At 76.1% G+C, this 26,712-nt stretch carries 2 protein-coding genes; both read left to right on the top strand.

Annotated elements, in window-relative coordinates:
* Position 1: 1 nt before the first annotated feature.
* Positions 2-23,464, top strand: coding sequence for a type I polyketide synthase (locus FB471_RS28675; protein ID WP_142002652.1), 23,463 nt, complete (start codon positions 2-4; stop codon positions 23,462-23,464).
* A 32-nt stretch (positions 23,465-23,496) separates the two neighbouring features.
* A partial coding sequence (locus tag FB471_RS28670) for a type I polyketide synthase (protein ID WP_425457133.1) occupies positions 23,497-26,712 on the top strand: 3,216 nt, incomplete at its 3' end.

Here is a 26,712-nt window from a genome sequence, read left to right as displayed (position 1 = left end):
CATGGATAACGAGCAGCGCCTCCGGGACTACCTCCGGCGAGCGGGTACCGACCTGCAGCGGACCCGGCAGCGGTTGCACGAGCTGGAGGCCGCGGCGCACGAGCCGATCGCCATCATCGGGATGAGCTGCCGCTACCCGGGCGGGGTGGCGAACCCGGACGACCTGTGGCGGATGGTCGAGTCCGGCGCGGACGGGATCAGCGGGCTGCCCGCCGACCGTGGCTGGTCGCTGGACTCCCTCGACTCCTCTGCAACCCTGGCCGGTGGTTTCCTGGCCGATGCCACCATGTTCGACGCCGACTTCTTCGGCATCTCGCCCCGCGAGGCACTCGCGATGGATCCGCAGCAGCGCGTGCTGCTGGAGTCCGCGTGGGAGGCGGTCGAGCATGCCGGGATCGACCCGCTGTCCGTCAGCGGCAGCCGGACCGGGGTGTTCGTCGGCGCGATCCCGCAGGACTACCGGGTCGGTCCCGCGGACAATGTGGACGGCTTCGCGCTCACCGGCACCACCACCAGCGTCCTTTCCGGACGTCTGGCCTACGTGCTCGGCCTCGTCGGTCCCACGGTCACCGTGGACACCGCCTGTTCCGCGTCCCTGGTGTCCCTGCACCTCGCCGCGCGGGCGCTGCGCGCGGGGGAATGCTCGCTCGCCCTCGCCGGTGGTGTCACGGTGATGCCCAGCCCGCTGACCTTCGTGGAGTTCAGCAAGCAGGGTGGGCTGGCCGCGGACGGCTACTGCCGCTCGTTCGCCGACTCCGCCAGTGGCACCGGCTGGTCCGAGGGCGCGGGCGTGCTGATGCTGGAGCGGTTGTCCGATGCCGAGCGCAACGGGCACCGGATCCTGGCCGTGGTGCGCGGGTCCGCGGTGAACTCCGACGGTGCCTCGAACGGGCTGACCGCGCCGAACGGGCCCTCCCAGCAACGGGTGATCGAGCAGGCGCTGGTGGACGCCAGGTTGTCGCCGGGGCAGGTGGACGCGGTCGAGGCACACGGCACCGGCACCACGCTCGGCGACCCGGTGGAGGCCGAGGCCCTGCTCGCGACGTACGGCCGTGACCGGCCCGCGGACCGGCCGCTGCTGCTCGGCTCGGTCAAGTCCAACATCAGCCACACCCAGGCCGCGGCCGGGGTGGCCGGCGTGATCAAGATGGTCATGGCGATCCGGCACGGCGTGCTGCCGAGGACCCTGCACGTGGACCGGCCCTCCACCCACGTGGACTGGTCGGCGGGCCAGGTCCGGCTGCTGACCGAGAACCTGCCCTGGCCGGAGTCCGGGGAACCGCGCAGGGCGGGTGTGTCCTCCTTCGGCCTCAGCGGCACCAACGCGCATGCCGTGCTCGAACAGGCACCGGGCACCGAACCGGAACCGGAGCCGGAACCCGCGGGCCCCGTCCCGGTCCTGGTCTCCGCCCGCGGCCGGGAGGCACTGCGGGCGCAGGCGGCGAGGCTGGCCGCGACGGCGGGCGAGCGGAACCTGGTCGATCTGGCGTTCAGCACGGCCACCGGCCGCTCCCGGTTCGAGCACACCGCGGTGGTGGTCGCCGGCGACCGGGAGGAGGCCGCCGCCGCGCTGACCGCACTGGCCGAGGACGACCCCGCCGCCTGCCTGGTCCGGGGTTCCGCACGGGGCAGACCGCGGCTGGCGATGCTGTTCGCCGGGCAGGGGGGCCAGCGCCTGGGCATGGGGCAGGGGCTGAGCCGGCGGTTCCCGGTGTTCGCGGACGCGCTGGCGGAGGTGACCACCGAACTCGACCGGCACCTCGACCGTCCACTGCGCACGGTGCTGTACGGCGAGGACGCCGCCGGGCTCGCGGGGACCGAGTACGCCCAGCCCGCGCTCTTCGCGCTCGAGGTCGCGCTCTACCGGCTGGTCGAATCCTGGGGGATCGTCCCCGACTTCCTGCTCGGCCACTCGGTCGGCGAGCTGGCCGCGGCGCAGGTGGCCGGGGTGTTCTCCCTGGCGGACGCCGCACGGCTGGTGGCCGCGCGGGGCAGGTTGATGCGGGAGCTGGCGCCCGCGGGCGGCGCGATGGCCGCGATACCGGCCGGTGAGGAGGAGGTGCGCCCGCTGCTGGGTGAGCGGGTGTCGCTCGCCGCGGTGAACGGCCCGGAGTCGGTGGTGATCGCAGGCGACGAGCAGGCTGTGGCCGAACTGGCCGCGCGGTTCGAGCGGGACGGCGGGCGGGTGCGGCGGCTACGGGTGTCGCACGCCTTCCACTCCGCGGACATGGACCCGGTGCTGGAACCTTTCCGCGCCGTCGTGGCCGGCCTGACCGCGCGGGAACCGCTGATCCCGATCGTGTCCGGCCGGACCGGCGAGCCCGCGACGCTCCCGGAGCTGACCTCGGCGGACTACTGGGCGGAGCAACTGCGGCGGACCGTGCGGTTCGCCGACGGGCTGCGCTGGCTGCGCGGGCACGGGACCGGCGCCTTCCTCGAACTCGGACCGGACGGCACCCTCACCGGGCTCGCCGAGGCCCTCCCCGGCGGGGAGGAGCCCGCCGGAGAGCTCACCGCGCTGCCCACCCTGCGTCCCGAGCGGGACGAGGTCGGCACGATCACCACGGCCGTGGCCGGGCTGCACACCCGGGGAGTGCCGGTGCGGTGGGCGGACTACTTCGCGGGGACCGGTGCCCGCGGGGTCGAGCTGCCGACCTACGCCTTCCAGCGCAGCCGGTTCTGGCCGAAGGACGGCATGCGGGCCACGGGCGACCTGCGGGCCGCGGGCCTCGGGGCGGCCCGGCACCCACTGCTGTCCGCCGCCGTGTCCCTGGCCGGGTCGGCGGGCACCGTGCTCACCGGCAGGCTGTCCGTGCGATCCCAGCCGTGGCTGGCCGACCATGTGGTCGGCGACGCGGTGCTGCTGCCGGGCGCGGCGATGCTGGAACTGGCGATCCGGGCGGGGGACGAGGTCGGCTGCGACCGGGTGGCGGAACTGACCATGACCGCCCCGCTTCCGCTGCCCGAACACGGCGGGGTGCAGCTCCAGCTGCGGATCGACGGCCCGGATCCGGACGGCGGCCGTCCCCTCGGAATCTACGCCCGCCCCGAGGGGGCCGACGAACTGCCGTGGACCCGGCACGCCACCGGGGTGCTGGCCACCGGAGCGGACCCCGGCACCTTCGACGCGCGGCAGTGGCCACCGCCCGGAGCCGAGCCGGTCGACATCGAGGGGCTGTACCCGCGGCTGGCCGAGGCCGGCCTGCGGTACGGGCCCGCCTGCCAGGGCCTGCGCGCGGCCTGGCGGCGCGGCACCGAGGTCTTCGCGGAGGCGGCGCTGCCCGCCACGGCGGCGGAGGACGCGGGCGCCTTCGGGCTGCACCCCGCGCTGCTGGACGCCACCCTGCATGCCGCCGCTGTCGCCGACCTGGGCGAGGGGGCCGCGGGTGGGGTGCCGTTCTCCTGGAAGGGCGCCCGGTTGCACGCCACCGGCGCGCGGGCCCTGCGGGTGCGGTTGGTGGCCGACGGTGACCGGCTCGCCGTGGACCTCGCGGACACCACCGGCGCGCCGGTCGCCTCGGTGGACTCGCTGGTGCTGCGCGCCCCCGCCGATGGCGAGGCGGCCCCGGCGCGGCCCGAACGGGACCTGTACCGGCTGGACTGGGTGGAGGTGCCGCGCGCGGAGCGGGCCGAGGACGGAAACGGCGGCGACGGCGGCGCTACGGCCGTGCTCGGGCCGGACCCGCTGGACCTGGCCGCGACGCTCGGCTGCCCGGCCGGTGCCGGGCTGGACGAGCTCGCGACCGGCGGGCTACCCGCGACCGTGGTGTATCCCGTGTGCGGCGATCCCGCCGTGGGACCGCCCGCCCGGGCGCGGGAACTGACCGGTTCGGTGCTCACGACGCTGACCGCCTGGCTCGCCGACGACCGTTTCCCGGACAGCAGGCTGGTGTTCCTCACCCGGGGAGCCACCACGCCGGACCCGGATCCGGCCGCCGCGGCCGTATGCGGGCTGGTGCGCACCGCGCAGGCCGAGCACCCCGGCCGGTTCGGGCTCGTCGACCTCGACCCGGACGACCACCTCGAGGCTTCGGTGCTGCGGGTCGCGCTCGGCCTTGCCGAGCCGCAGGTCGCGATCAGGGACGGGGCGCCGCTGGCCGCCCGGCTCGCCAGGGTGCCGCCGGAACCGGCGGAGCCCGCCACCTGGGACCCCGAGGGCACGGTCGTGATCACCGGCGGCACCAGCGGGCTCGGCGCGCTGCTCGCCCGGCACCTCGCCGCCGAGCACGGCGTGTGCCACCTGCTGCTGCTCAGCCGTCGCGGCGCCGCCGCACCCGGGGCGGCCGAGCTGGCCGGGGAGCTGACCGGGCTCGGCGCCACACCGGCCGTGGTGGCCTGCGACGCCGCCGACCGGGTCGCGCTGGCCGAGGCGCTGTCCGCGGTGCCGCGGGAACATCCCGTGACCGCCGTGCTGCACGCGGCCGGGGTGCTCGCCGACGGCGTGGTCTCCTCGCTCACCCCGGAGAGGCTGGCCACCGTGCTGCGGCCCAAGGTGGACGCGGCGTGGAACCTGCACGAGCTGACCAGGGACGCGGACCTGTCCGCTTTCCTGCTGTTCTCCTCGGTGGCCGGCATCGTGGGCGCCGCCGGGCAGGGCAACTACGCGGCGGGCAACGCGTTCCTGGACGCGCTGGCCGCGGCGCGCCGCGCCGCGGGACTGCCGGGGATGTCCCTGGCCTGGGGCCCGTGGGAGCAGGGCGAGGGCATGACCGGGCAACTCGGCGTGGACGGGGTGCGCAGGTTGCGCAGGCTCGGCACCCCGCCGCTGCCGGTCCCGGACGGCCTCGCGCTGTTCGACGCGGCCCTGCGGGCGGGCGAGCCGGTGCTGGCGCCGGTCCGGCTGGACCTGCCAGCCCTGCGCGACCTGGAAACCGTGCCCGCCGTGCTGCGCGGGCTGGTACCCGGGGCGGCCCGGCGTACCGCGGCCGCCGCCCCCGGCGCGGGCGGGCTCGCGCACCGGCTGCGCGGGCTGGACCCGGCCCGGCGCTCCGGCGCCGCCGTGGACCTGGTGCGCGAGCAGGTCGCCGCGGTACTCGGGCACGGCGGAGGTACGGCGATCGACCCGCTGCGCAGCTTCGCCGATCTCGGGTTCGACTCGCTGACCGTGGTCGAGCTGCGCAACCGGCTCAGCGCGGCGACCGGGGTCCGGCTGGCCGCCACCGTGGTGTTCGACCACCCCACGGTGACCGCGCTGGCCGCCCACCTGGTCGACCTGCTCGCGGGCACCGCCGCCGTGCCGGGCACCGAACCGGCCCCCGCCGCGGCCGAGGAGCCGATCGCCATCGTCGGGATGAGCTGCCGCTACCCCGGCGGCGTGCGCTCACCGGAGGACCTGTGGCGGCTGGTCAGCGAGGGTGGGGACGCCATCTCCGGCTTCCCGACCAACCGGGGCTGGGACCTCGGCGCGCTGTTCCATCCCGACCCCGACCATCCCGGCACCTCCTACACCCGCTCCGGTGGTTTCCTGCACGACGCTGGGGACTTCGACCCGGCGTTCTTCGGGATGAGCCCGCGCGAGGCGGTGGCGACCGACGCCCAGCAGCGGCTGCTGCTGGAGGCGGGGTGGGAGGCCGTGGAGCGGGCCGGCATCGCCCCGCACTCCCTGCGCGGCAGCCGAACCGGGGTGTTCGCCGGGGTGATGTACGGCGACTACGGTGCCGTGCTCTCCGGGTCCGAGTTCGAGGGCCACCTCGGCACGGGCAGCTCCGCCAGCGTGGCCTCCGGCAGGCTGGCGTACCTGCTCGGCCTCGAGGGGCCCGCGATCACCGTGGACACCGCCTGCTCCTCCTCCCTGGTCGCGCTGCACTGGGCCATGCGGGCGCTGAACGCGGGGGAGTGCGCGCTCGCGCTGGCCGGCGGGGTGACCGTGATGTCCACCCCCGCGCCGTTCGTCGAGTTCTCCCGCCAGCGCGGGCTGTCCCCGGATGGCCGGTGCAAGGCCTACTCCGCGGCCGCCGACGGGGTGGGCTGGTCGGAAGGCGTCGGGATGCTGGCGCTGGAGCGGTTGTCCGACGCCGAGCGCAACGGGCACCGGATCCTGGCCGTGGTGCGCGGGTCCGCGGTGAACTCCGACGGTGCCTCGAACGGGCTGACCGCGCCGAACGGCCTGGCACAGCAGCGGGTCATCCGGGACGCGCTGGTCGCGGCCCGGCTGTCCATATCCGAGGTCGATGTGGTCGAGGGGCACGGCACCGGTACCGCGCTGGGTGATCCGATCGAGGCGCAGGCGTTGCTGGCCACCTACGGGCAGGAGCGGGACACCCCGTTGCTGCTGGGCTCGGTGAAGTCGAACATCGGGCACACCCAGGCAGCGGCGGGGGTGGCCGGGGTGATCAAGATGGTCATGGCGATGCGGTACGGCCAGGTGCCGCGCAGCCTGCACGCGGACACCGCCTCCAGCCAGGTGGACTGGGCCGCGGGCGCGGTCAGGGTGCTGGCCGAACCGGCCGACTGGCCGGCGGCGGACCGGCCGCGCCGCGCGGCGGTCTCCTCGTTCGGGTTCAGTGGCACCAACGTGCACACCGTCCTCGAGCAGGCACCGGAACCCGCCGAGGCACCGGCGGCGCGGGAACCGGCGGGCGCCCCGCTGGTGCTGTCCGCCCGCGGCGCCGCCGCGCTGCGGGACCAGGCGGCCCGCCTGGTGTCCACGATGGACCAGTGGCCGGATGCCACGCTCGACGACCTCGCGCTCTCCCTCGCCACCACCCGATCCCATTTCGAGCGCCGCGCCGCGGTGCTGCCCGGTGACCGGGCCACGGTGCGCACGGCCCTCGCGGCGCTGGCCGCCGACCGGCCGGACCCCGCGGTGCTGGCGGACGAGGCCGTCCAGGGCGGCAGGCTCGCCCTGCTGTTCGCCGGGCAGGGCGGCCAGCGGCCTGGCATGGGCCGCGAGCTCTACGACCGGTTCCCCGCCTTCGCCACCGCGCTGGACGCCGTGCAGGACGCGCTGCGGCCGTGGCTGGACCGGTCGCCTGCGGAGATACTGTTCGCCGCGGCGGACACCGCGGAGGCGGGGCTGCTGGACCGGACCGGCTGGGCCCAGCCCGCCCTGTTCGCCGTCGAGGTCGCCCTGTTCCGGCTGCTGGAGCACTGGGGGGTGCGGCCGGACTACCTGGCGGGGCACTCCGTCGGCGAACTCGCGGCGGCGCATGTCGCGGGCGTGCTGTCGCTGGCGGACGCCTGCGCGCTGGTGGCCGCCCGTGCTCGGCTGATGGAGGCGCTGCCCGCGGCCGGCGCGATGGTGGCGGTGCGCGCGGGCGAAGCGGAGATGCGGGCAGCACTCGGCGAGCAGCCGGGCGTCCCGGTCGAGGTGGCTTCGGTGAACGGGCCCTCGGCCGTGGTGATCTCCGGGGACGAGGACGCGGTGCTCGAGGTCGCGGCCGGTTTCGCGGCCCGCGGCCGGAAGACCCGGCGGCTGCGGGTGAGCCACGCCTTCCACTCCCCGCACATGGACCCGGTGCTGGCGGACCTCCGCCGGGCAGCCGAGGGCCTGAGCTACGCGCCGCCCGAGATCCCCGTGGTGTCCACCAGAACCGGCGAGCTGGTGCCCGCCGAACGCCTGTGCTCGCCGGACTACTGGGTCGAGCAGGCCCGGCACGCGGTGCGGTTCGCCGACGCCGTGACCACGCTGGCCGGCCTCGGGGTCACCACCTTCCTCGAGCTCGGCCCGGACGGTGCGCTGTCCGCGGCGGCCGCGGACACCCTCGGCGAGGAGGCGGAGGCGGCGGCGATCCCGGTGCTGCGCGAGGACAGGACCGAGGAGACCACGCTGGTCGCCGCACTCGCGCGGCTGCACCTGCGCGGCGGGGACGTGGACTGGCCCGCCTACTTCGCGGGCACCGCCGCGCGCCGGGTGGACCTGCCCACCTACCCCTTCCAGCACGGGTCCTACTGGCCGCAGCCGGCAGGCCGGCAGGGCCTGCCGGAGGAACGTGCCCGGCCGGACTCCTGGCGCTACCGGGTCTCCTGGACCGCCCTTTCCGAGCCCGCGGGCGACCCGCTGAGCGGGTGCTGGCTGCTGGTGACCACCCCGGGGGACGGGGAGCTCGCCGGGCGGCTCGCGACCGCGCTGCGCACGCACGGCGCCGAGGTCCGCGAGCTGGAGCTCGACCCGGAGGAGGCCGACCCGGCCGACCTCGCGGGCACGCTGGCCGCGCGGGGCGAGGTGTGCGGCGTGCTGTCCGCGGTCGCGCCGGACGAGCGGCCCTCGCGCACGCACCCCGCGCTGGGCACCGGCCTGGCCGCGACCCACACCCTGCTGCGGGCACTCACCGAATCGGGGCTGAGCGCTCCACTGTGGACGGTGACGACCGGTGCGGTGTCCGCGTCGGACGCGGACCCGGTGACCAGCCCGGCCCAGGCCGCGGTGTGGGGTTTCGGCCGGACGGCCGCGCTGGAGTACCCGGGCCACTGGGGTGGCCTGGTGGACCTGCCCGCCGACCTGCCGGAGCCCGCCGGGCGACGGCTGGCGGCGGTACTGGCGGGCGCGCTGCCCGGGGAGGACCAGCTGGCCGTCCGGGCCGCCGGGGTCCTCGGCAGGCGCCTGGCGCACCACCCGCTCGGCGTCCCCGCGGCGGACCCGCCGGTGCGGGGCACCGTGCTGGTCACCGGCGGCACCAGCGGCCTCGGCGCCGAGGCGGCGAGGTGGCTGGCCGGATCCGGCGCCGCACGCCTGGTACTGACCAGCCGCCGCGGCGAGGACGCGCCCGGCGCCGCGGAGCTGCGCGCCGAGCTGGCCGAGCTGGGTGCCCGGGTGGAGGTCGTGGCCTGCGATGTCACCGACCGCGCGGCACTGGCCGCCGTGCTGGACTCCGTGCCGCCGGACACGCCGCTGACCGGTGTGGTGCACGCGGCCGGGGTGAGCGAGTTCCGGCCGCTGCCCGAGACCGGGCTCGCCGACCTGGCCTCCGCCATGGCGGCGAAGGCAGGGGGAGCGGCGAACCTGGACGCCCTGCTCGGCACGGCGGAGCTGGACCTGTTCGTGCTGTTCGGCTCGATCGCGGGGGTGCTGGGCAGCGGTGCGCAGGCGGGCTACGCGGCGGCGAACGCCTACCTGGATGCCCTCGCCGAGCAGCGGCATGCCCGCGGGCTCACCGCGACCTGCCTCGCCTGGGGGCCATGGGCGGACACCGGGATGGCCTCGGGTGCGGAGGAGACCGACCGGTTCGCCCGGCGCGGCCTGCGCGGGCTGCCGCCGGGGCCCGCGCTGAACGAGCTGCGTCGCGCGGTCGCGCGGCGGGACGTCACCGTCACCGTGGCCGACATCGACTGGGCCCGTTACGCGCCGATCTTCACCGCGGCCCGGCACAGTCCCCTGCTCGCCGAGCTGCCCGAGGTCGCCGAGCCGGAGGCGACCGCGGGAGCGGGCGCGGCGAGCGAGCTGGCCGAGCGGCTGGCCGGGTTGTCCGAGGCGGAACAGGAACGCGTGCTGGTGGGCATGGTGCGCGACGAGGCCGCCGCCGTGCTGGGACACGAGGGCGCGGGGGAGGTGGCCGAGCGGCGGGCCTTCTCCGCGGCCGGTTTCGACTCGCTGACCGCCGTCGAGCTGCGGCAACGGATGCGCGCGCTGACCGGGCTGCCGCTGCCGACCACGATGGTCTTCGACTTCCCGAGCCCGCTCGAGCTGGCCAGGTACCTGCGCGCGGAGCTGGCAGGCACCGGCGGCCCTGCCGCCGCGCCGGTCGCCACCTCCGCCGCCACGGGCGAGGACCCGATCGTCATCGTGGGGATGAGCTGCCGGTTCCCCGGCGAGGTCGCCGACCCGGACCAGCTGTGGGAACTGCTGCTGTCCGGCACCGAGGGGCTCTCCGAGTTCCCCGATGGCCGCGGCTGGGAGACCGCGGTCGCCTACCACCCCGATCCGGACCGGCCGGGTACCACCTACACCACCCGTGGCGGCTTCCTGCACGACGCCGACCGGTTCGACCCCGGGTTCTTCGGCATCTCCCCCCGCGAGGCGCTGGGCATGGACCCGCAGCAGCGGCTGCTGCTGGAGACCACCTGGGAGGCGTTCGAGCGGGCCGGCATCGACCCCGCGGGCCTGCGCGGCAGCCTGACCGGCTCGTTCATCGGTTCCAGCTACGCCCAGTACGGGGACGGCGGGGACGGCACCGACGTCCTCGGCCACGTGGTCACCGGCACCATCCCGAGCGTGCTCTCCGGCCGGCTGGCCTACGTGTTCGGCCTGGAGGGGCCCGCGGTCACGGTGGACACCGCCTGCTCCTCGTCGCTGGTGGCGCTGCACCTGGCGGCCCAGTCGCTGCGCGAGGGGGAGACCTCGCTCGCCGTCGCGGGCGGGGTGACCGTGATGACCACCCCGGGACCGTTCATCGCCTTCAGCAGGCAGCGGGCGCTCGCCCCGGACGGCCGGTGCAAACCCTTCTCCGACGCCGCGGACGGGATGGCGCTGGCCGAGGGCGTCGGCATCGTCGTGGTCGAACGGCTCTCCGACGCACGCCGCAACGGGCATCCGGTGCTGGCCGTGCTGCGCGGCTCGGCGATCAACTCGGACGGCGCGTCGAACGGGCTCACCGCCCCGAACGGGCGCTCCCAGCAGCGGGTGATCCGCCAGGCACTGGCCAACGCCCATCTGTCCACATCGGACATCGACGCGGTGGAGGCACACGGGACCGGTACCGCGCTCGGTGACCCCATCGAGGTGCGGGCCCTGCAGGCGACCTACGGCGCGGACCGCCCGGGCGGCAGGCCGCTGCTGCTCGGCTCGATCAAGTCCAACATCGGGCACAGCCAGTCGGCCGCCGGCATCGCCGGCGTGATCAAGATGGTGCTGGCACTGCGGCACGGCGTGCTACCGCGCAGCCTGCACGCCGAGCGGCCCTCCCCGCACGTGGACTGGAGCGCGGGCACCGTGCTGCCTCTCGGGGAGCGGGCCGACTGGCCCGCGACCGGGCGGCCCCGCCGGGGCGCGGTGTCCTCCTTCGGCATCAGCGGCACCAACGCGCACCTGCTGCTGGAGCAGGCACCCGCGGTCGAGGCCGAACCGGAACCGGCCCGGCGGCGGCCGGACACCGTGCCGCTGGTGCTGTCCGCTCGCGACCCGGCGGCGCTGCGGGCGCAGGCCGGGAACCTGCTGCCGTACCTGGAGGGCGAGACCGACCCGGCCGACCTCGGCCACTCGCTGCTGCGGACGCGGTCGCTGTTCGAGCACCGGGCGGTCCTGCTCGGCGGGCAGCGCGCGGACCTGGTGCCCGGGCTGGCGGCGCTGGCCGGGGGACGCCCGGACCCCGGCGTGGTGGACGGTACCGCCGATGTCGAGGGCCGGACCGTGTTCGTGTTTCCCGGCCAGGGCTCGCAGTGGGCCGGGATGGGCGCCCGGCTGCTGGACTCCTGCCCGGTGTTCGCCGAGCGGGTGGCCGAGTGCGCCGCCGCGCTGGGGCCGTTCGTGGACTGGTCCCTGCCGGATGTGCTGCGCCGGGCCGAGGGCGCGCCCTCGCTGGAGCGGGTCGATGTGGTGCAGCCCGCCGCCTTCGCGATGATGGTGTCGCTGGCCGCCGTGTGGCGCTCCCGCGGGGTGGTGCCGGACGCGGTCGTCGGTCACTCGCAGGGCGAGATCGCCGCGGCGGTGGTCGCCGGGGCGCTGTCCCTCGAGGACGGCGCGCGGGTGGTGGCCCTGCGCAGCCGCGCGATCGCCCGGCTGCTCACCGGGTCGGGCGGGATGCTGTCGATCGCGCTCGCACCGGGGGAGGTCGAGCGGCGGCTGCCCGGCGACGAGGTCTCGATCGCCGCGGTGAACGGACCGCGCTCGGTCGTGGTGTCCGGCCCGCCCCCGGCACTGGACGCGCTGCAGGCGGAGCTGGCAGGCGAGGACGTGCGGGTGCGCCGGATCCCGGTGGACTACGCCTCGCACTCGCCGCAGGTCGAAGCGCTGCGCGCGGAACTGCTCGACCAGCTCGCGCCGATCCGGCCGGGGTCCGCGGCCGTGCCGCTGCTGTCCACCCTGACCGGGGACTGGCTGGCCGAGGGCGAGGCGGACGCCGAGTACTGGTACCGCAACCTGCGCCGCACCGTCCGGTTCGAACCGGCGATCCGGGCCCTGCTCGACCGGGAGCACCGGGCGTTCATCGAGATCAGCCCGCACCCGGTGCTCACCTTCGCGGTGCAGGAGACCGCGGACGACGCCGGTGAGCGAGTGGTGGCCACCGGCACGCTGCGCCGGGACGACGGCGGCCTGGACCGGATGCTGACCTCGCTGGCCGAGGTGTTCGTCCGCGGGGTCGCCGTGGACTGGACGGGCGAGTTCGACGGCACCGGCGCCCGCCGGATCGAACTGCCCACCTATGCCTTCCAGCACGAGCGATTCTGGCTGCCCTGCGGCCCGCTCGGCGGAACCGGGCGGGCCGGGAACGCCGGGAACGCCGGGGACACTGGGTACGCCGGGGACACCGCCTGGACGGAGCTGGCGGAGGCCGACCCGGCCGCGCTCGCCGCCGAGCTCGAGGTGGATGAGCAGGCACTGGCCACCGTGCTGCCCGCCCTGTCCGGCTGGCGCAGGAAACGCGCGGAGGAGTCCGCTGTGGACTCCTGGCGGTACCGGATCCGCTGGCTGCCGGCTCCCGCCGGCGCTCCCGCCACGCTGTCCGGGACCTGGCTGCTGGTGACCACGGCCGAGGACGAGGGTGGCGTGGCCGGGGAGATCGCCGAGGCACTCGCGGGGCACGGCGCCGAGGTGCGCATCCTGCGGCCGGCCGAAGCCGGGCTCGAGCGGGCCGCGCTGGCCGACTTCCTGGAGGCCGAGGGTGTCACGGACGCGGCCGGGATCGTCTCGCTCGCGGTGCCAGGGGAGCGGCCGTGCCCCCGGCAGCCGGAACTGACCGACGGGCTCGCCCGCACCGTCACGCTGGTGCAGGCGCTCGGCGACCTCGGGGTCACCGCGCCGCTGTGGCTGCTGACCAGGGGCGCGGTGTGCACCGGCCGGTCCGACCCGGTGACCGATCCGGCGCAGGCCATGGTGGCCGGGGTCGGCTGGACCGCGGCGGTGGAGCACCCCGACCGCTGGGGCGGGGTGCTGGACCTGCCGGAGACGCTGGACACCCAAGGCGCCGGGCTGCTGGCCGCCGCGCTCGCCGGCCGCACCGGGGAGGACCAGCTCGCGCTCCGCCCGGCGGGGCTGCTCGCCCGGCGCCTGGTGCCCGCTCCGGTCGCGGCCGCCGCGGGGCGGTGGCGACCGGCAGGCAGCACGCTGATCACCGGCGGCACCGGCACGCTCGCCCCGCATGTGGCTCGCTGGCTCGCCGGGCACGGAGCCGAGCACCTCGTGCTGGTCAGCCGCGGTGGCCCGGACTCCCCGCGGGCGGAGGGGCTGGTGGCCGAGCTGGCCGAGCTCGGTGCCGAGGTCGAGGTGGTGGCCTGCGACGTCACCGACCTCGAGTCGCTGGCCGGGCTGCGGGACGACCTGCGCGAGCGCGGGCACGAGGTACGCACGGTGATCCACGCGGCCGCCCGGATCGAGCTGTGCTCGCTGGCGGACACCGACCTGGCCGCCTTCGCCCGCGTGCTGCACGCCAAGGTCGGCGGGGCGGCCAACCTGGACCGGGTGTTCGGTTCGGACCTGGACGCGTTCGTGCTGTTCTCCTCGGTGGCGGGCATGTGGGGAACCGGGCAGCACGCCGCCTACGTGGCGGGCAACGCCTACCTGCACGCGCTCGCCGAGCGCCGCAGGGCCTGCGGGTTGCCCGCCACCGCGCTGTCCTGGGGGATCTGGGCCGACGACCGGGAGTCGGGCAGGGTGGACCCCGGGCAGATCCGCCGCAGTGGCCTGGAGTTCATGGACCCGGGCTCGGCCCTGGCCGGCCTGCGCCGTGCCCTGGACGCCGACGACACCACTCTCGCGCTCGCGGATATCGACTGGGAGCGCTACCACCCCGTCTACACCTCCGCCCGGCCGACCACGCTGTTCGACGAGATACCCGCGGTGCGGGCGCGGGCCGAGGAAGCGGGGCAGGAGCGGGGCGCGCCGCGCGGCGAGCTGGCCGACCGGCTGCGCACCCTGCCGGGGGCCGAGCGCGTCCGGGCGCTGGCGGACCTGGTGCGGGCCGAGGCCGCCGCCGTGCTCGGGCACGGTTCGGCCGAGGGCCTGCCCGACCACCGGGCCTTCCGGGACGCCGGATTCGACTCGGTCACCGCGGTGGACCTGCGCAACCGGATCGCGGCGAGCACCGGGCTGAACCTGCCTGCCACCATGGTGTTCGACCACCCGAACCCGGTCGCTCTCGCCGGTTTCCTCGACGCCAGGCTGTCCGGTGCAGGCGCGCCCGCGCGCACCGCACCGGCGGGGGGCGTGTTCACCGCCGAGGAACCGGTCGCGATCGTCGGGATGAGCTGCCGCTACCCCGGCGGGGCCGACTCGCCGGAGCGGTTGTGGGAGCTGCTGATCGACGGGGCGGACGCCACGTCCCCGTTCCCGGCCGACCGCGGTTGGCGGCCCGAGGAGCTGTACGACCCGGACCCGGACCGGGCCGGGCACACCTACTCGGTGCGGGGCGGCTTCCTGCACGAGGTGGCCGAGTTCGACGCCGCCTTCTTCGGGGTCTCCCCGCGCGAGGCGCTGGCGATGGACCCGCAGCAGCGGCTGCTGCTGGAGACGGCGTGGGAGGCGTTCGAGCGGGCCGGGCTGGACCCGCACCGGCTGCGCGGCAGCCGGACCGGCACCTTCATCGGCGCCAGCTACCAGGACTACGGGACCAGCCTCGCGCGCACCGTGGAGGGCACGGAGGGCCACCAGATCACCGGCTCGCTGCCCAGCGTGCTCTCCGGCAGGCTCGCCTACCTGTTCGGGCTGGAGGGCCCGGCGCTCACCCTGGACACCGCCTGCTCCTCCTCGCTGGTCGCGCTGCACCTTGCCGCGCGGTCCCTCGCCACCGGGGAGAGCGACCTCGCGCTCGCGGGCGGGGCCAGCATCATGGCCACCCCGGCCGCGTTCGTCGGGTTCAGCAGGCAACGGGTGCTGGCCGAGGACGGGCGCTGCAAGGCGTACGCGGACGCCGCGGACGGGATGACCCTGGCCGAGGGCGTGGGGTTGGTGCTGCTGGAGCGGCTCTCCGACGCGCGACGGAACGGGCATCCGGTGCTGGCCGTGCTGCGCGGCTCGGCGGTGAACTCGGACGGCGCCTCCAACGGGCTCACCGCGCCGAACGGCCCCGCGCAGCAGCGGGTGATCGCGGACGCGCTCGCCGCGGGCGGCCTGCGACCATCCGATGTGGACGCGCTGGAGGGGCACGGTACCGGTACCGCGCTGGGTGATCCGATCGAGGCGCAGGCGTTGCTGGCCACCTACGGGCAGGAACGCGAGCGGCCGCTGCTGCTGGGCTCGATCAAGTCCAACCTCGGGCACACCCAGATGGCCTCCGGGGTGGCCGGGGTGATCAAGATGGTGCAGGCGCTGCGGCACGGTGTGCTGCCTCGCACCCTGCACGTGGACACCCCCTCGTCCCATGTGGACTGGCAGGACGGCGCGATCGAGCTGCTCACCGAGCGGGCGGACTGGCCGGAGACCGGCAGGCCGCGCAGGGCGGGCATCTCCTCCTTCGGGCTGAGCGGCACCAACGTGCACGCCGTACTGGAACAGGCCCCGGAACCCGAGGAGCCGGAGCCCGCCGAGCCGGTGACCGGGCCGGTCCTGGTTCCGGTGTCCGCACGGGACACCGGCGCGCTGCGGGCCCGCGCCGCCGACCTGCTGACCCTGCTCGAGGAGCGGCCGGACACCCCGATTCCCGACCTCGCCCGCGCGCTGGCCACCACCCGGGCCGACTTCGAGCAACGCGCCGCGATCCTCGCCGAGGGGCGGGAGGACCTGGTACGCGGCCTGAGCGCGCTGCGCGACGGCGGCCCGGCCGCAGGGCTGCGCCGCGGCCGGGCGGGCACCGGGCGTACCGCCTTCCTGTTCTCCGGGCAGGGCTCGCAACGGCCCGGCATGGGCGGGCGACTCTACGAGCGGTTCGAGGTGTTCGCCCGCGCGCTGGACGAGGTCATCGCGCACCTCGATCCCGAACTGGACCGGCCGCTGCGCGAGGTGCTGTTCGCCGTGGACGGCACCGAGGACGCCCGGCTGCTGGACCGCACCGGCTACACCCAGCCCGCGCTGTTCGCCTTCGAGGTGGCGCTGTTCCGACTGCTGGAGTCCTGGGGGCTGCGGCCGGACTACCTCGCCGGGCACTCCATCGGGGAACTGGCCGCCGCGCATGTGGCCGGGTGCCTCACCCTGCCGGACGCGGCCACCCTGGTCGCCGGCCGTGCCCGGCTGATGCAGGAACTGCCGGACACCGCGGCCGGGGCGATGGTCGCCGTGGAAGCCACCGAGGCCGAGGCCGCCGAGCTGCTCGGCGAGCCGGGCGGCCCGGTGTCGATCGCCGCGGTGAACGGTCCGTGCGCGGTGGTTCTCGCCGGTGCGGAGCAGCAGACGCTGCGGGCGGCCGCCGCACTGGCCGAGCGGGGCAGGCGGACCCGGCGGCTGCGGGTGAGCCACGCCTTCCACTCTCCGCTGCTGGACGACATGCTGGCCGAGTTCGCCGCGGTCGCCGCCGGGGTGTCCTACGCGCCGCCCCGGATCCCGATCGTGTCCAACGTGACCGGCCGGCTCGCCACCGCCGAGCAGCTGTGCTCCCCGGACCACTGGGTGGCGCACGCGCGCCGGACGGTGCGGTTCGCCGACGGGATCCGCACGCTCGCCGAGCAGGGCGTGTCCACCTTCCTCGAACTCGGCCCGGACGGGGTGCTCGCCGGTATGGCGGCGGACAACCTCGGGCAGGAGACCGGCGTGGCACCGGTGCCCGCGCTGCGCGCGGATCGCCCCGAGGTGCCCGCGTTGCTCGGCGCGCTCGGCGAGCTGTACGTGCACGGCGTGCCGATCGAATGGGCGGCCCTGTTCGCGGACGGCGGCACCCGCAGGGTCGAGCTGCCGACGTACCCGTTCCAACGGGAACGGTTCTGGCCCGCGGCCCCGGAACCGGAGGCCACCGCCGCCGGCGGCGCGGACGCCGACTTCTGGGCCGCCGTGCGCGGCGCGGACCGGGCGTACCTGAGCACGGAGCTCGGCGTGGACGAGGACACCGTGGACGCGATCGTGCCCGCACTGGCCGGCTGGCGGCAGCGCAGGGACCGCCGGTCCGCACTGGACGAGCTGCGCTACCGGATCGAGTGGCGGCCGTGCCCGAGCCCCGTACCGCCCGCCCCGGCCGGCCGCTGGCTGGTGCTGCTGCCCGCGGGCGCTGAGGAACCGGACTGGCTGGAGCCGCTGCTGGACCTCCTCGCCGAGCGTGCCGTCCGGCTCACCGTCCCCGGCCCCGACCGCGCGGCGATCGCCGGACCGGCGGGCGAGCTGGCCGGGGATCTCGCCGGGGTGCTCTGCCTGCCCGCCCTCGCCGGAGAGCAGGAGGGCGCGCCGGAGCTGCCCGGCGCGCCGGCCATGACGGTGGCCGCCGTGCAGGGACTCGCCGACGCCGGGGTCACCGCACCGCTGTGGTGCCTCACCCGCGGTGCCGTCCCGGCCACCGCCGCCGATGCCGCGCCGGACCCGGCCCAGGCCGCCGTCTGGGGCCTCGGCAGGTCGGTGGCGCTGGAGCAGCCGCGCACCTGGGGCGGGTTGATCGACCTGCCCGCCGCGCTGGACCGGCACGCGGTACGCAGGCTGGCCGCGGCGCTCACCGGCACGGAGGACCAGCTCGCGCTGCGCCGGGCCGGGTTGCTTGCCCGCAGGCTCGTGCGCGCCCGCCGCGACCTCGACCGGCGGCGCCGCGAGTTCCGCCCCTCCGGGACCGTGCTGGTCACCGGCGGCACCGGCGGGATCGGCGGCCAGGTCGCCCGCTGGCTCGCCAGGGAAGGAGCCGAGCACCTGCTGCTGGTCGGCAGGCGCGGCGGCGAGGCGCCCGGCGCGGCGGCACTGGCGGCGGAGCTGGGGGAGCTCGGCGCACGGGTCACGCTGGCCGCCTGCGATGCCGCAGACCGGGACGCGCTGGCCGCCGTGCTCGACGGGATCCCCGCGGAACTGCCGCTCACCGCGGTGTTCCACGCCGCGGGCATCGTGGACGACGGCGTGGTGGACGGGCTGACCCCGGACCGGTTCGCCGGGGTCCTGCGGGCCAAGGCGGTCGCCGCCCGGCACCTGCACGAGCTCACGGCCGAGGCCGACCTGTCCGCCTTCGTGCTGTTCTCCTCGATCGCCGGCCTGCTCGGGGCCGCGGGGCAGGGCAACTACGCCGCGGCCAACGCCGCGCTGGACGCCGTCGCCGCCCGGCGCCGCGCCGAGGGGTTGCCCGCCACCGCGGTCTGCTGGGGCCCGTGGGCCGAGTACGGGATGGCCGTGGACGGCGAGACCGTGGCCGGCCGGATGCGCCGCGGCGGCCTCAGCCCGCTGGCACCCGAACTGGCGCTCGCCGCCCTGCGCGGCGCGGTGGAGCAGGACGAGACCACGGTTGCCTTCGCCGATATCGACTGGGACCGTTTCGGCCCGGTGCTCGCCGGCCAGCGCCAGGCTCCGCTGCTGGCCGAGCTGCCAGGGGCGCGCCCGGCCGGCGCCGAGGGTGCACCGCAACCGGGGGAGCGGCTGGCGGGGCTGCCCGCCGCGCACCGCGACCGGCGGCTGCCGGAGCTGCTGCGCGAGCAGGTCGCCGCGGTACTCGGGTACGCCGACCCCGCCGAGGTGGACCCGGAACGGCCGTTCCTGCAGCTCGGTTTCGACTCGCTCACCGCGCTGGAACTGCGCAACACGCTGGCCACCGCCACCGGGCTGCGGCTGCCCGCCTCGCTGCTGTTCGACCACCCGACCCCCCGCGAGCTGGCCGCGTTCCTGGCGCGGGAGCTGACCGGGGCCGCCCCGCGGGAGCTGCCTGCCACCGCGGAGCCGAGCACCGAACCGATCGCGGTGGTCGGCATCGGGTGCCGCTTCCCCGGCGGGGTGTCCTCCCCTGAGGAGCTGTGGCGACTGCTGTCGGACGGCGGGGACGCGATGTCCGGCTTCCCCGCCGACCGTGGCTGGGACCTCGGCGCGCTCGCCGCCCGCTCGGCCACCCGGCACGGCGGCTTCCTGCCCGACGTGGGGGAGTTCGACGCGGAGTTCTTCGGCATCTCCCCGCGGGAGGCGCTGGCGATGGACCCGCAGCAGCGGCTGCTGCTGGAGACCGCCTGGGAGGCACTGGAACGCGCCGGGCTCGACCCGACCGCCCTGCGCGGCACCGGAACCGGCGTGTTCATCGGCACCAACGGCCAGGACTACGTGACCATGCTGCGCCGCGCCGCCGAGTCGGCGGCGGCCGCGGAGGCGGACGGGATCGGCGGGCATGTGGCCACCGGGAACACCGCCAGCGTGCTGTCCGGAAGGCTCGCCTACCTCCTCGGGCTCGAGGGGCCCGCGGTCACGGTGGACACCGCCTGCTCGGCCTCGCTGGTGGCGCTGCACTGGGCGGGCCGCGCCCTGCGGTCCGGGGAGTGCACGCTCGCGCTGGCCGGCGGGGTCTCGGTGATGTCCAGCCCGGACGCGTTCGTGGAGTTCAGCCTGCAGGGCGGGCTGGCGCCGGACGGGCGGTGCAAGGCCTTCGCCGAGGGAGCCGACGGCACGGCCTGGTCGGAGGGAGCCGGGGTACTCGTCCTGGAGCGGCTGTCCGATGCCCGGCGCCACGGGCACCGGATCCTGGCCACGATTCGCGGCTCCGCGGTGAACTCCGACGGCGCCTCCAACGGGCTGACCGCGCCGAACGGGCCCGCACAGCAGCGGGTGATCCGGGCCGCGCTGGCCGACGCCGGGCTGACCGCACCGGAGGTGGACGCGGTCGAGGCACACGGAACCGGTACCGCACTCGGCGACCCGGTCGAGGCACACGCCCTGCTGTCCACCTACGGCAGGGACCGGGACACCCCGCTGCGGCTGGGTTCGATCAAGTCGAACATCGGGCACACCCAGGGCGCCGCGGGCGTGGCCGGCGTGATCAAGATGGTGCTGGCGACCCGGCACGGCCTGCTGCCCCGCAGCCTGCACCTGGACCGCCCATCGTCCCATGTGGACTGGACGGCGGGGGAGATCGAGCTGCTCGCCGAGCCGGCCGAGTGGCCGGTCACCGGCAGGCCGCGCCGGGCCGGGGTGTCCGCCTTCGGGATCAGTGGCACCAACGCCCACGTACTCGTCGAGCAGGCCCCGCTTGCCGAGCCCGCGGCGGGCGAGGGCACCCCGGAGGCCGAACCGGGGCTGGTGCCCTGGGTGGTGTCCGGGCGGACGGCGGAGGGGCTGCGCGCCCAGCTGGACCGGCTCGCCGAGCACACCGCCGCCCGGCCGGGGCTGTCCAGGGTGGCCCTCGGCCGCGCACTGGCCACGGAGCGCGCCGCACTGCCGCACCGCGCCGTGCTGCTGTCCGGTGCGCACGGAACGACCGAGGTGGCGCGGGACACGGCGCGCGCGGGCGGCGAGTGCGCGTTTCTGTTCTCCGGGCAGGGTTCGCAGCGGCTCGGGATGGGCAGCGGGCTGTACCAGCGTTACGACGTGTTCGCCGACGCGCTCGACGAGACCCTGGCCCACCTGGAGCCCGGGCTGCGCGAGGTGATGTGGGGCGCGGACCCCGGCGCGCTCACCGAGACCGGGTACGCGCAGCCCGCGCTGTTCGCGGTGGAGGTGGCGCTGCTGCGGCTGCTGGAGTCCTGGGGAGTGCGCCCGGACCAGGTCGCGGGTCACTCGATCGGCGAGCTCACCGCGGCGTACGCGGCCGGCGTGCTCTCCCTCGCCGACGCCTGCGCGCTGGTGACCGCCCGGGCCGGGCTGATGCAGGCGCTGCCGCAGGGCGGTGCCATGGTGGCCGTGCGGGCGGGCGAGGACGAGGTGCGCGCGCTGCTGGACGAGCGGGTGTCCCTCGCCGCGGTGAACGGCCCGGCGGCCGTGGTGCTGTCCGGCGAGGAGGCCGCGGTCGCGGGGATCGCCGCCACCCTGGAGGACCGGGGCAGGCGCACCACCCGGCTGCGGGTCAGCCACGCCTTCCACTCACCGCTGATGGAGCCCATGCTCGCCGAGTTCGGCCGGATCGCGGCGAGCCTGGACTACCACCCGCCCGCGCTGCCGGTGGTGTCCAACCGCACCGGCATCCTGGCCACGGCCGGGGAGCTGCGTTCCCCGGACTACTGGGTGGCGCAGGTCAGGGACACCGTGCGCTTCGCCGAGGGGGTGCGCACGCTCCGCGCCGAGGGGGCCGGTGCGTTCCTCGAGGTCGGCCCGGACGGGGTGCTGTGCGCCATGGCCCAGGAGAACCTCGCCGCCACGGAGGGGGACCGCACGCTGCTGGTCCCGCTGCAACGCAAGGACCGGGACGAGGACACGGCGCTGCTCACCGCGCTCGGCACGCTGCACGCGGGCGGGGTCGGCGTGGACTGGTCGGGCTACTTCGGCCCCGGCGCGTCCGCGGACCTGCCGACCTACGCCTTCCAGCGCGGCCGGTACTGGCCGGAGGTGGCCGCACCCGCCGCGCGGGCCGCGGGCGACCCCGCCGACGCCGAGTTCTGGTCCGCGATCGAACGGTCCGATGTGGACTCCCTGTCGGCGGAACTGGACCTCGACGCCGACACCCTCACCGCGGTGGTGCCCGCGCTGTCCTCCTGGCGGCGGGCCCGGCGGGAACGGGAGGCGGTGCACGGCTGGCGTTACGCGGTCACCCCGGTGCCGCTGACCCTGCCCGACCCCGCCGAACTGGACGGCACCTGGCTGGCCGTGCTGCCGGAAGGCTGGGCGGAGGATCCCTGGCTGAGCGCCGCGGTGCGCGCGCTGCGCGGCACCGTGCACCCGGTGGCGGCAGCCGACCGGGCGGGCCTCTTGCACCACCTCGCCCGGCGGGACACCGAACCGGCGGGCGTGGTGTCCTTCCTCGCCACCGGTCCGGAACGGGAGTGGGCATGGCCCTCGGTGCTGCTGTCCGCGCTCGCCGAGGCCGGGACAGCGGCCCCGCTGTGGTGCGTGACCCGCGGCGCCACCCCGGCGGGCGACACCGACGGCGCCGCCGATCCCGCACAGGCCGCGCTGTGGGGCGCGGGCCGGGCCTGTGCCCTGGAACAGCCGGAGCGGTGGGGCGGCCTGGTCGACCTCCCCGAGACGCTGGAGGGCGCCGTGCCGGCCGGGTTCACCGCGGTCCTCGCCGGGCTCGGCGAGGACCAGGCCGTGGTGCGCCCGTCCGGGGTGTTCGCGCACCGGCTCACTCGGGCCCAGCGACCCGCCGAGCGGCACTGGACCCCGGCCGGCACCGTGCTCGTGGCGGGCACCGGGCAGGACCTCGCCGAGCCCGTGCTGCGCTGGCTCGCCTCCACCGGTGCCGAACGGGTGGTGCTCGCGGGCGGGGACACCGCCGTGGACGCGACCGGGCTCGCCGCCGAACTGGGCATCGACCTCACCCTCGCGCCCTGCGACACCGCCGACCGCGCGGCACTGGCCGAGCTGCTCGCCGGGCTCCCGGAACCGCTCGGCGGGGTCATCGTCGGGGCGCCCCCCGACGATCCGGGGACCGATCCCGAGACCGAACCCGAGGCGGCCCTGCGCGCCCGTGTCGCGGCCGCGGCCCACCTGGACGAGCTGCTCGGCGACGGCGGAACGGAGGCGTTCGTGGTACTCGGTTCGGTAGCCGGAGCCTGGGGCATGGCCGGGCGCGAGCGGGAGGCGGCCGCCTCGGCGTACCTGGAGGCGCTCGCGCGGCGGCGGCACCGGCGCGGCGCCCCGGCGACCGCCGTCGCCTTCGGCCCGCTGGAGGGCGACCCTGGCGGTGCGGCGCACCTGCGGCTGAACGGCCTGCTCCCGATGCCACCCGAGCTGGCGCTCGCCGTACTGGGCAGGGTCGTCGGCTGCGGGGACGCGGTGACCACGGTGGCCGAGGTCGCCTGGGACCGGTTCGCCCCCGCGTTCACCGCCTCCCGGCCGAGCCCGCTGCTCGGCGGGCTCGCCGAGGCACGGGTGGCCATGGCGGACGCCCAGCGGCAGCGCGGTGGTGGGCAGGAGGACTCCGCCCGGCTGCGCGAGCGGCTGCTCGACCTGCCCGCTGCCGAGCGGAAGGAGGTGCTGGTGGAGCTGGTCACCGACCGGGTCGCCGTGGTGCTCGGGCACACCGGCGCCGTGCCGGCCGACCGGGCGTTCGCCGACCTCGGGTTCGACTCGCTGACCGCGGTGGACCTGCGCAACCAGCTCGGCGAGGGCACCGGGCTCAGCCTTCCGGCGACCCTCGCCTTCGACTACCCCACCCCGGAGGACCTGGCCGGGCACCTGCTCGGGGAACTGCTGCCCGACCCGCCGCCCGGCGACGGCGAGGTGGATCCGCACGCGCTGCTCGACGCCGTTCCGCTGGCCCGGCTACGCGAGGCCGGGGTGCTGGACCAGCTGGTGCGCCTCGCGGGCCACGAGGAGACAGCGGGGCCACGCGCGGAGGACATCGACTCGATGGACGTCGAGGACCTCGTGCGGACCGCGATGAACGGCCAGACCGACCAGTCACACGACTGAAGGGTTCGACGATGACTGCATCCAGCGAGAAGGTGGTCGGGGCGCTGCGCAACGCGCTCAAGCAGGTGGAGAGCCTGCGCGAGCAGAACCGCGAGCTGGTGGCCGCGGCGACCGAACCCATGGCGATCATCGGCATGGCCTGCCGGTATCCCGGCGGCGTCCGCTCCCCGGAGGATCTGTGGCACCTGGTCACCACCGGGGTGGACGCGGTGGGACCGATGCCGACCGACCGCGGCTGGGACCTGGCCGCGCTGGACGCCTTCGGCTCGGTGGAAGGCGTTCCCCGGGTGCCCCGCCAGGGTGGCTTCCTGGACGACGTCGCCGGTTTCGACGCCGGCTTCTTCCGCATCGCCCCACGGGACGCGCTGGTGATGGACCCGCAGCAGCGGCTACTGCTGGAGGTGGCCTGGGAGGCACTGGAGCGCGCCGGGATCGTCCCCGCGGACCTGCGCGGCGGGGACACCGGGGTGTTCGTCGGCGGCGGCACCGGTGACTACCGGGTGCCCATGCACGGCCTGGAGTGGCAGACCGCGCAGTCCGGCAGCCTGCTGGCCGGCAGGCTGGCCTACACCCTCGGGCTGCAGGGCCCGACGCTGGCGGTGGACACCGGGTGCTCCTCCTCGCTGGTGTCCCTGCATCTGGCGGCGCAGGCTCTGCGGTCCCGGGAGTGTTCCCTCGCGCTGGCCGGTGGGGTGACCGTGATGTCCACCCCGGCGGGGTTCGTGGAGTTCGCCGTGCAGGGCGCGCTCTCCCCGGACGGCCGCTGCAAGGCGTTCTCCGATACCGCGGACGGTACCGGCTGGTCCGAGGGAGCCGGGGTCCTGGTACTGGAGCGGTTGTCCGATGCCGAGCGCAACGGGCACCGGATCCTCGCGGTGGTGCGGGGTTCGGCGGTGAATCAGGACGGCGCCTCGAACGGGATGACCGCGCCGAACGGGCCCGCGCAGGTGCGGGTGATCCGGCAGGCACTGGCGAACGCGGACCTGCCTGCCGCGGGTGTGGACGTGGTGGAGGCGCACGGCACCGGCACCAGGCTGGGTGATCCGATCGAGGCGCAGGCGTTGCTGGCCACCTACGGGCAGGACCGGGAGCGGCCGCTGCTGCTGGGTTCGATCAAGTCGAACATCGGGCACAGCCAGGCCGCGGCCGGGGTGGCCGGGGTGATCAAGATGGTGCAGGCGATGCGGAACGGCATCCTGCCGTGCACCCTGCACGTGGACACCGCTTCGTCCCATGTGGACTGGACGGCCGGTGCGGTCGAGCTGCTCACCGAGCCGGCCGAGTGGCCGGAAACCGGGTGGCCCCGCCGGGCCGGGGTCTCCGCCTTCGGCGCCAGTGGCACCAACACTCACGTGCTGCTGGAGCGGGGATCCGGGACACCGGCGGCCACGGAACCTTCTGCCGTGCCGGCCGGGGTGGTGCCGTGGGTGCTGTCCGCACGAACCAGGCAGGCGTTGCGCGACCAGGCGGCCGCACTTCTGTCCCATGTGGACTCAACGGAATCGGTGCCCGCCGACATCGGGCTCTCGCTGGCCACCTCCCGGTCCGGCTTCGAGCACCGGGCGGTGGTGCTCGCCGGGGACACCGCGGGCGCGGCCCGCTCGCTGTCCGCGCTGGCCGCGGGCACCCCGGACGCGGGGGTGGTGGAGGGGACCGTGGCGGCGGGCAAGACCGCGTTCGTGTTCTCCGGCCAGGGCTCGCAGCGGCTCGGCATGGGCAGCGGGCTGTACCGGCGTTTCCCGGTGTTCGCGGAGGCCTTCGACGAGGTGGCCGCCGAGCTGGCGGAACACCTCGGCGCCCCGCTGCGGGACGTCGTCTGGGGCGAGGACCCGGAGCTGCTGGACGACACCGGCTGGACCCAGCCCGCGCTGTTCGCGGTCGAGGTGGCGCTGTACCGGCTGGTCCGGTCCTGGCGGCTCACCCCGGACTACCTGATCGGGCACTCCGTCGGGGAGATCACCGCGGCGCACGCCGCCGGGGCGCTGGCCCTCGGCGAGGCCTGCGCGATGGTGGCGGCCCGGGCCCGGCTGATGCGGGACCTTCCCGGCGACCGGAACGCCGGGGCCATGGTGGCCGTGGAGGCCGCGGAGGAGGAAGTAGCCCCGCTGCTGGCCGGGTACGCGGAGCGGGTGGCGATCGCCGCGGTGAACGGCCCGGAGTCCGTGGTCCTCTCCGGCACGCGGGAGGCCGTGACGGAACTCGCCGGGGTGCTGGCCGAGCGGGGCCACCGAACCCGGAACCTGCGGGTGAGCCGTGCCTTCCACTCACCCCTGATGGATCCCATGCTCCCCGGGTTCCGCGCCGCGCTGGACGGGCTCCCTTCCCGCCCACCGGAGATCCCTGTGGTGTCCAATGTGACCGGAGCACTGGTCGAGTCCGGTGAGCTGGGCAGGCCGGACTACTGGGTCGAGCACGCCCGCCGCGCGGTGCGGTTCGCCGACGGGGTGCGCACCCTCGCGGGTCTCGGCGTGACCACCTTCCTCGAACTGGGGCCGGGTGGGTCCCTGGCCTCGATGGTCCGGCAGACCCTGGACGCGGGCGAGGACACCGGTGGGGTGGCTGTCCCGCTGCTGCGCGAGGACAAGGACGAGGAGTCCGCCGCCGTTCGTGCGCTGGCCGAACTGCACACCGCGGGCGTGCGGGTCGGCTGGCCGGAACTCCTCGCCGGTACCGGCGCCGGCATCGTGGACCTGCCGACCTACCCGTTCCAGCGGGAGCGGTTCTGGCCCGCCACCGGCACGCGCTCCACCGACGCGGCGGGCATGGGCCTGGTGCCTGCGGAGCACCCGCTGCTCGGCGCGGTCGCCGTGTCCGCGGAGGACGGCACCACCCTGGTCACCGGTCGGCTGTCGTTGGCGGCCCAACCCTGGCTGGCCGACCACGTCGTGGGCGGCACGGTGCTGTTCCCCGGAACCGGGTTCCTCGAACTGGTGCTGGCGGCGGCCGAGCGGGTCGGCTGCGACCGGGTGGAGGAGCTCACCCTGGCGATTCCGCTGGTGCTCGGCGAGCGGGACCAGGTGGCGGTCCAGGTGTGGATCGGCGCCGCCGAGTCGGGGCGGCGGGAGGTGCGGGTGTACTCCCGCCCCGGCCAGTTGATCGACGCCGACTGGACGGAGCACGCGGGCGGTGTGCTGTCCACCGGGGCGCCCGCCGCGGAGCCGTGTGCGCCGTGGTGGCCGCCGGAGGGTGCGCGGCCGGTGGACCTCGACGGCCACTACGACCTGCTCGCGGGCAACGGGTTGTTGACG

Source organism: Amycolatopsis cihanbeyliensis (assembly GCF_006715045.1).
In the GTDB taxonomy this organism is placed as follows: domain Bacteria; phylum Actinomycetota; class Actinomycetes; order Mycobacteriales; family Pseudonocardiaceae; genus Amycolatopsis; species Amycolatopsis cihanbeyliensis.
The sequence above is the reverse complement of the archived record's forward strand: the minus strand, read 5'-3'. Positions and strand labels throughout refer to the sequence as shown.

Excerpts from the sequence above, each read along its gene's own strand:
- FB471_RS28675 (WP_142002652.1), top strand. The coding sequence starts at position 2 with ATGGATAACGAGCAGCGCCTCCGGGACTACCTCCGGCGAGCGGGTACC.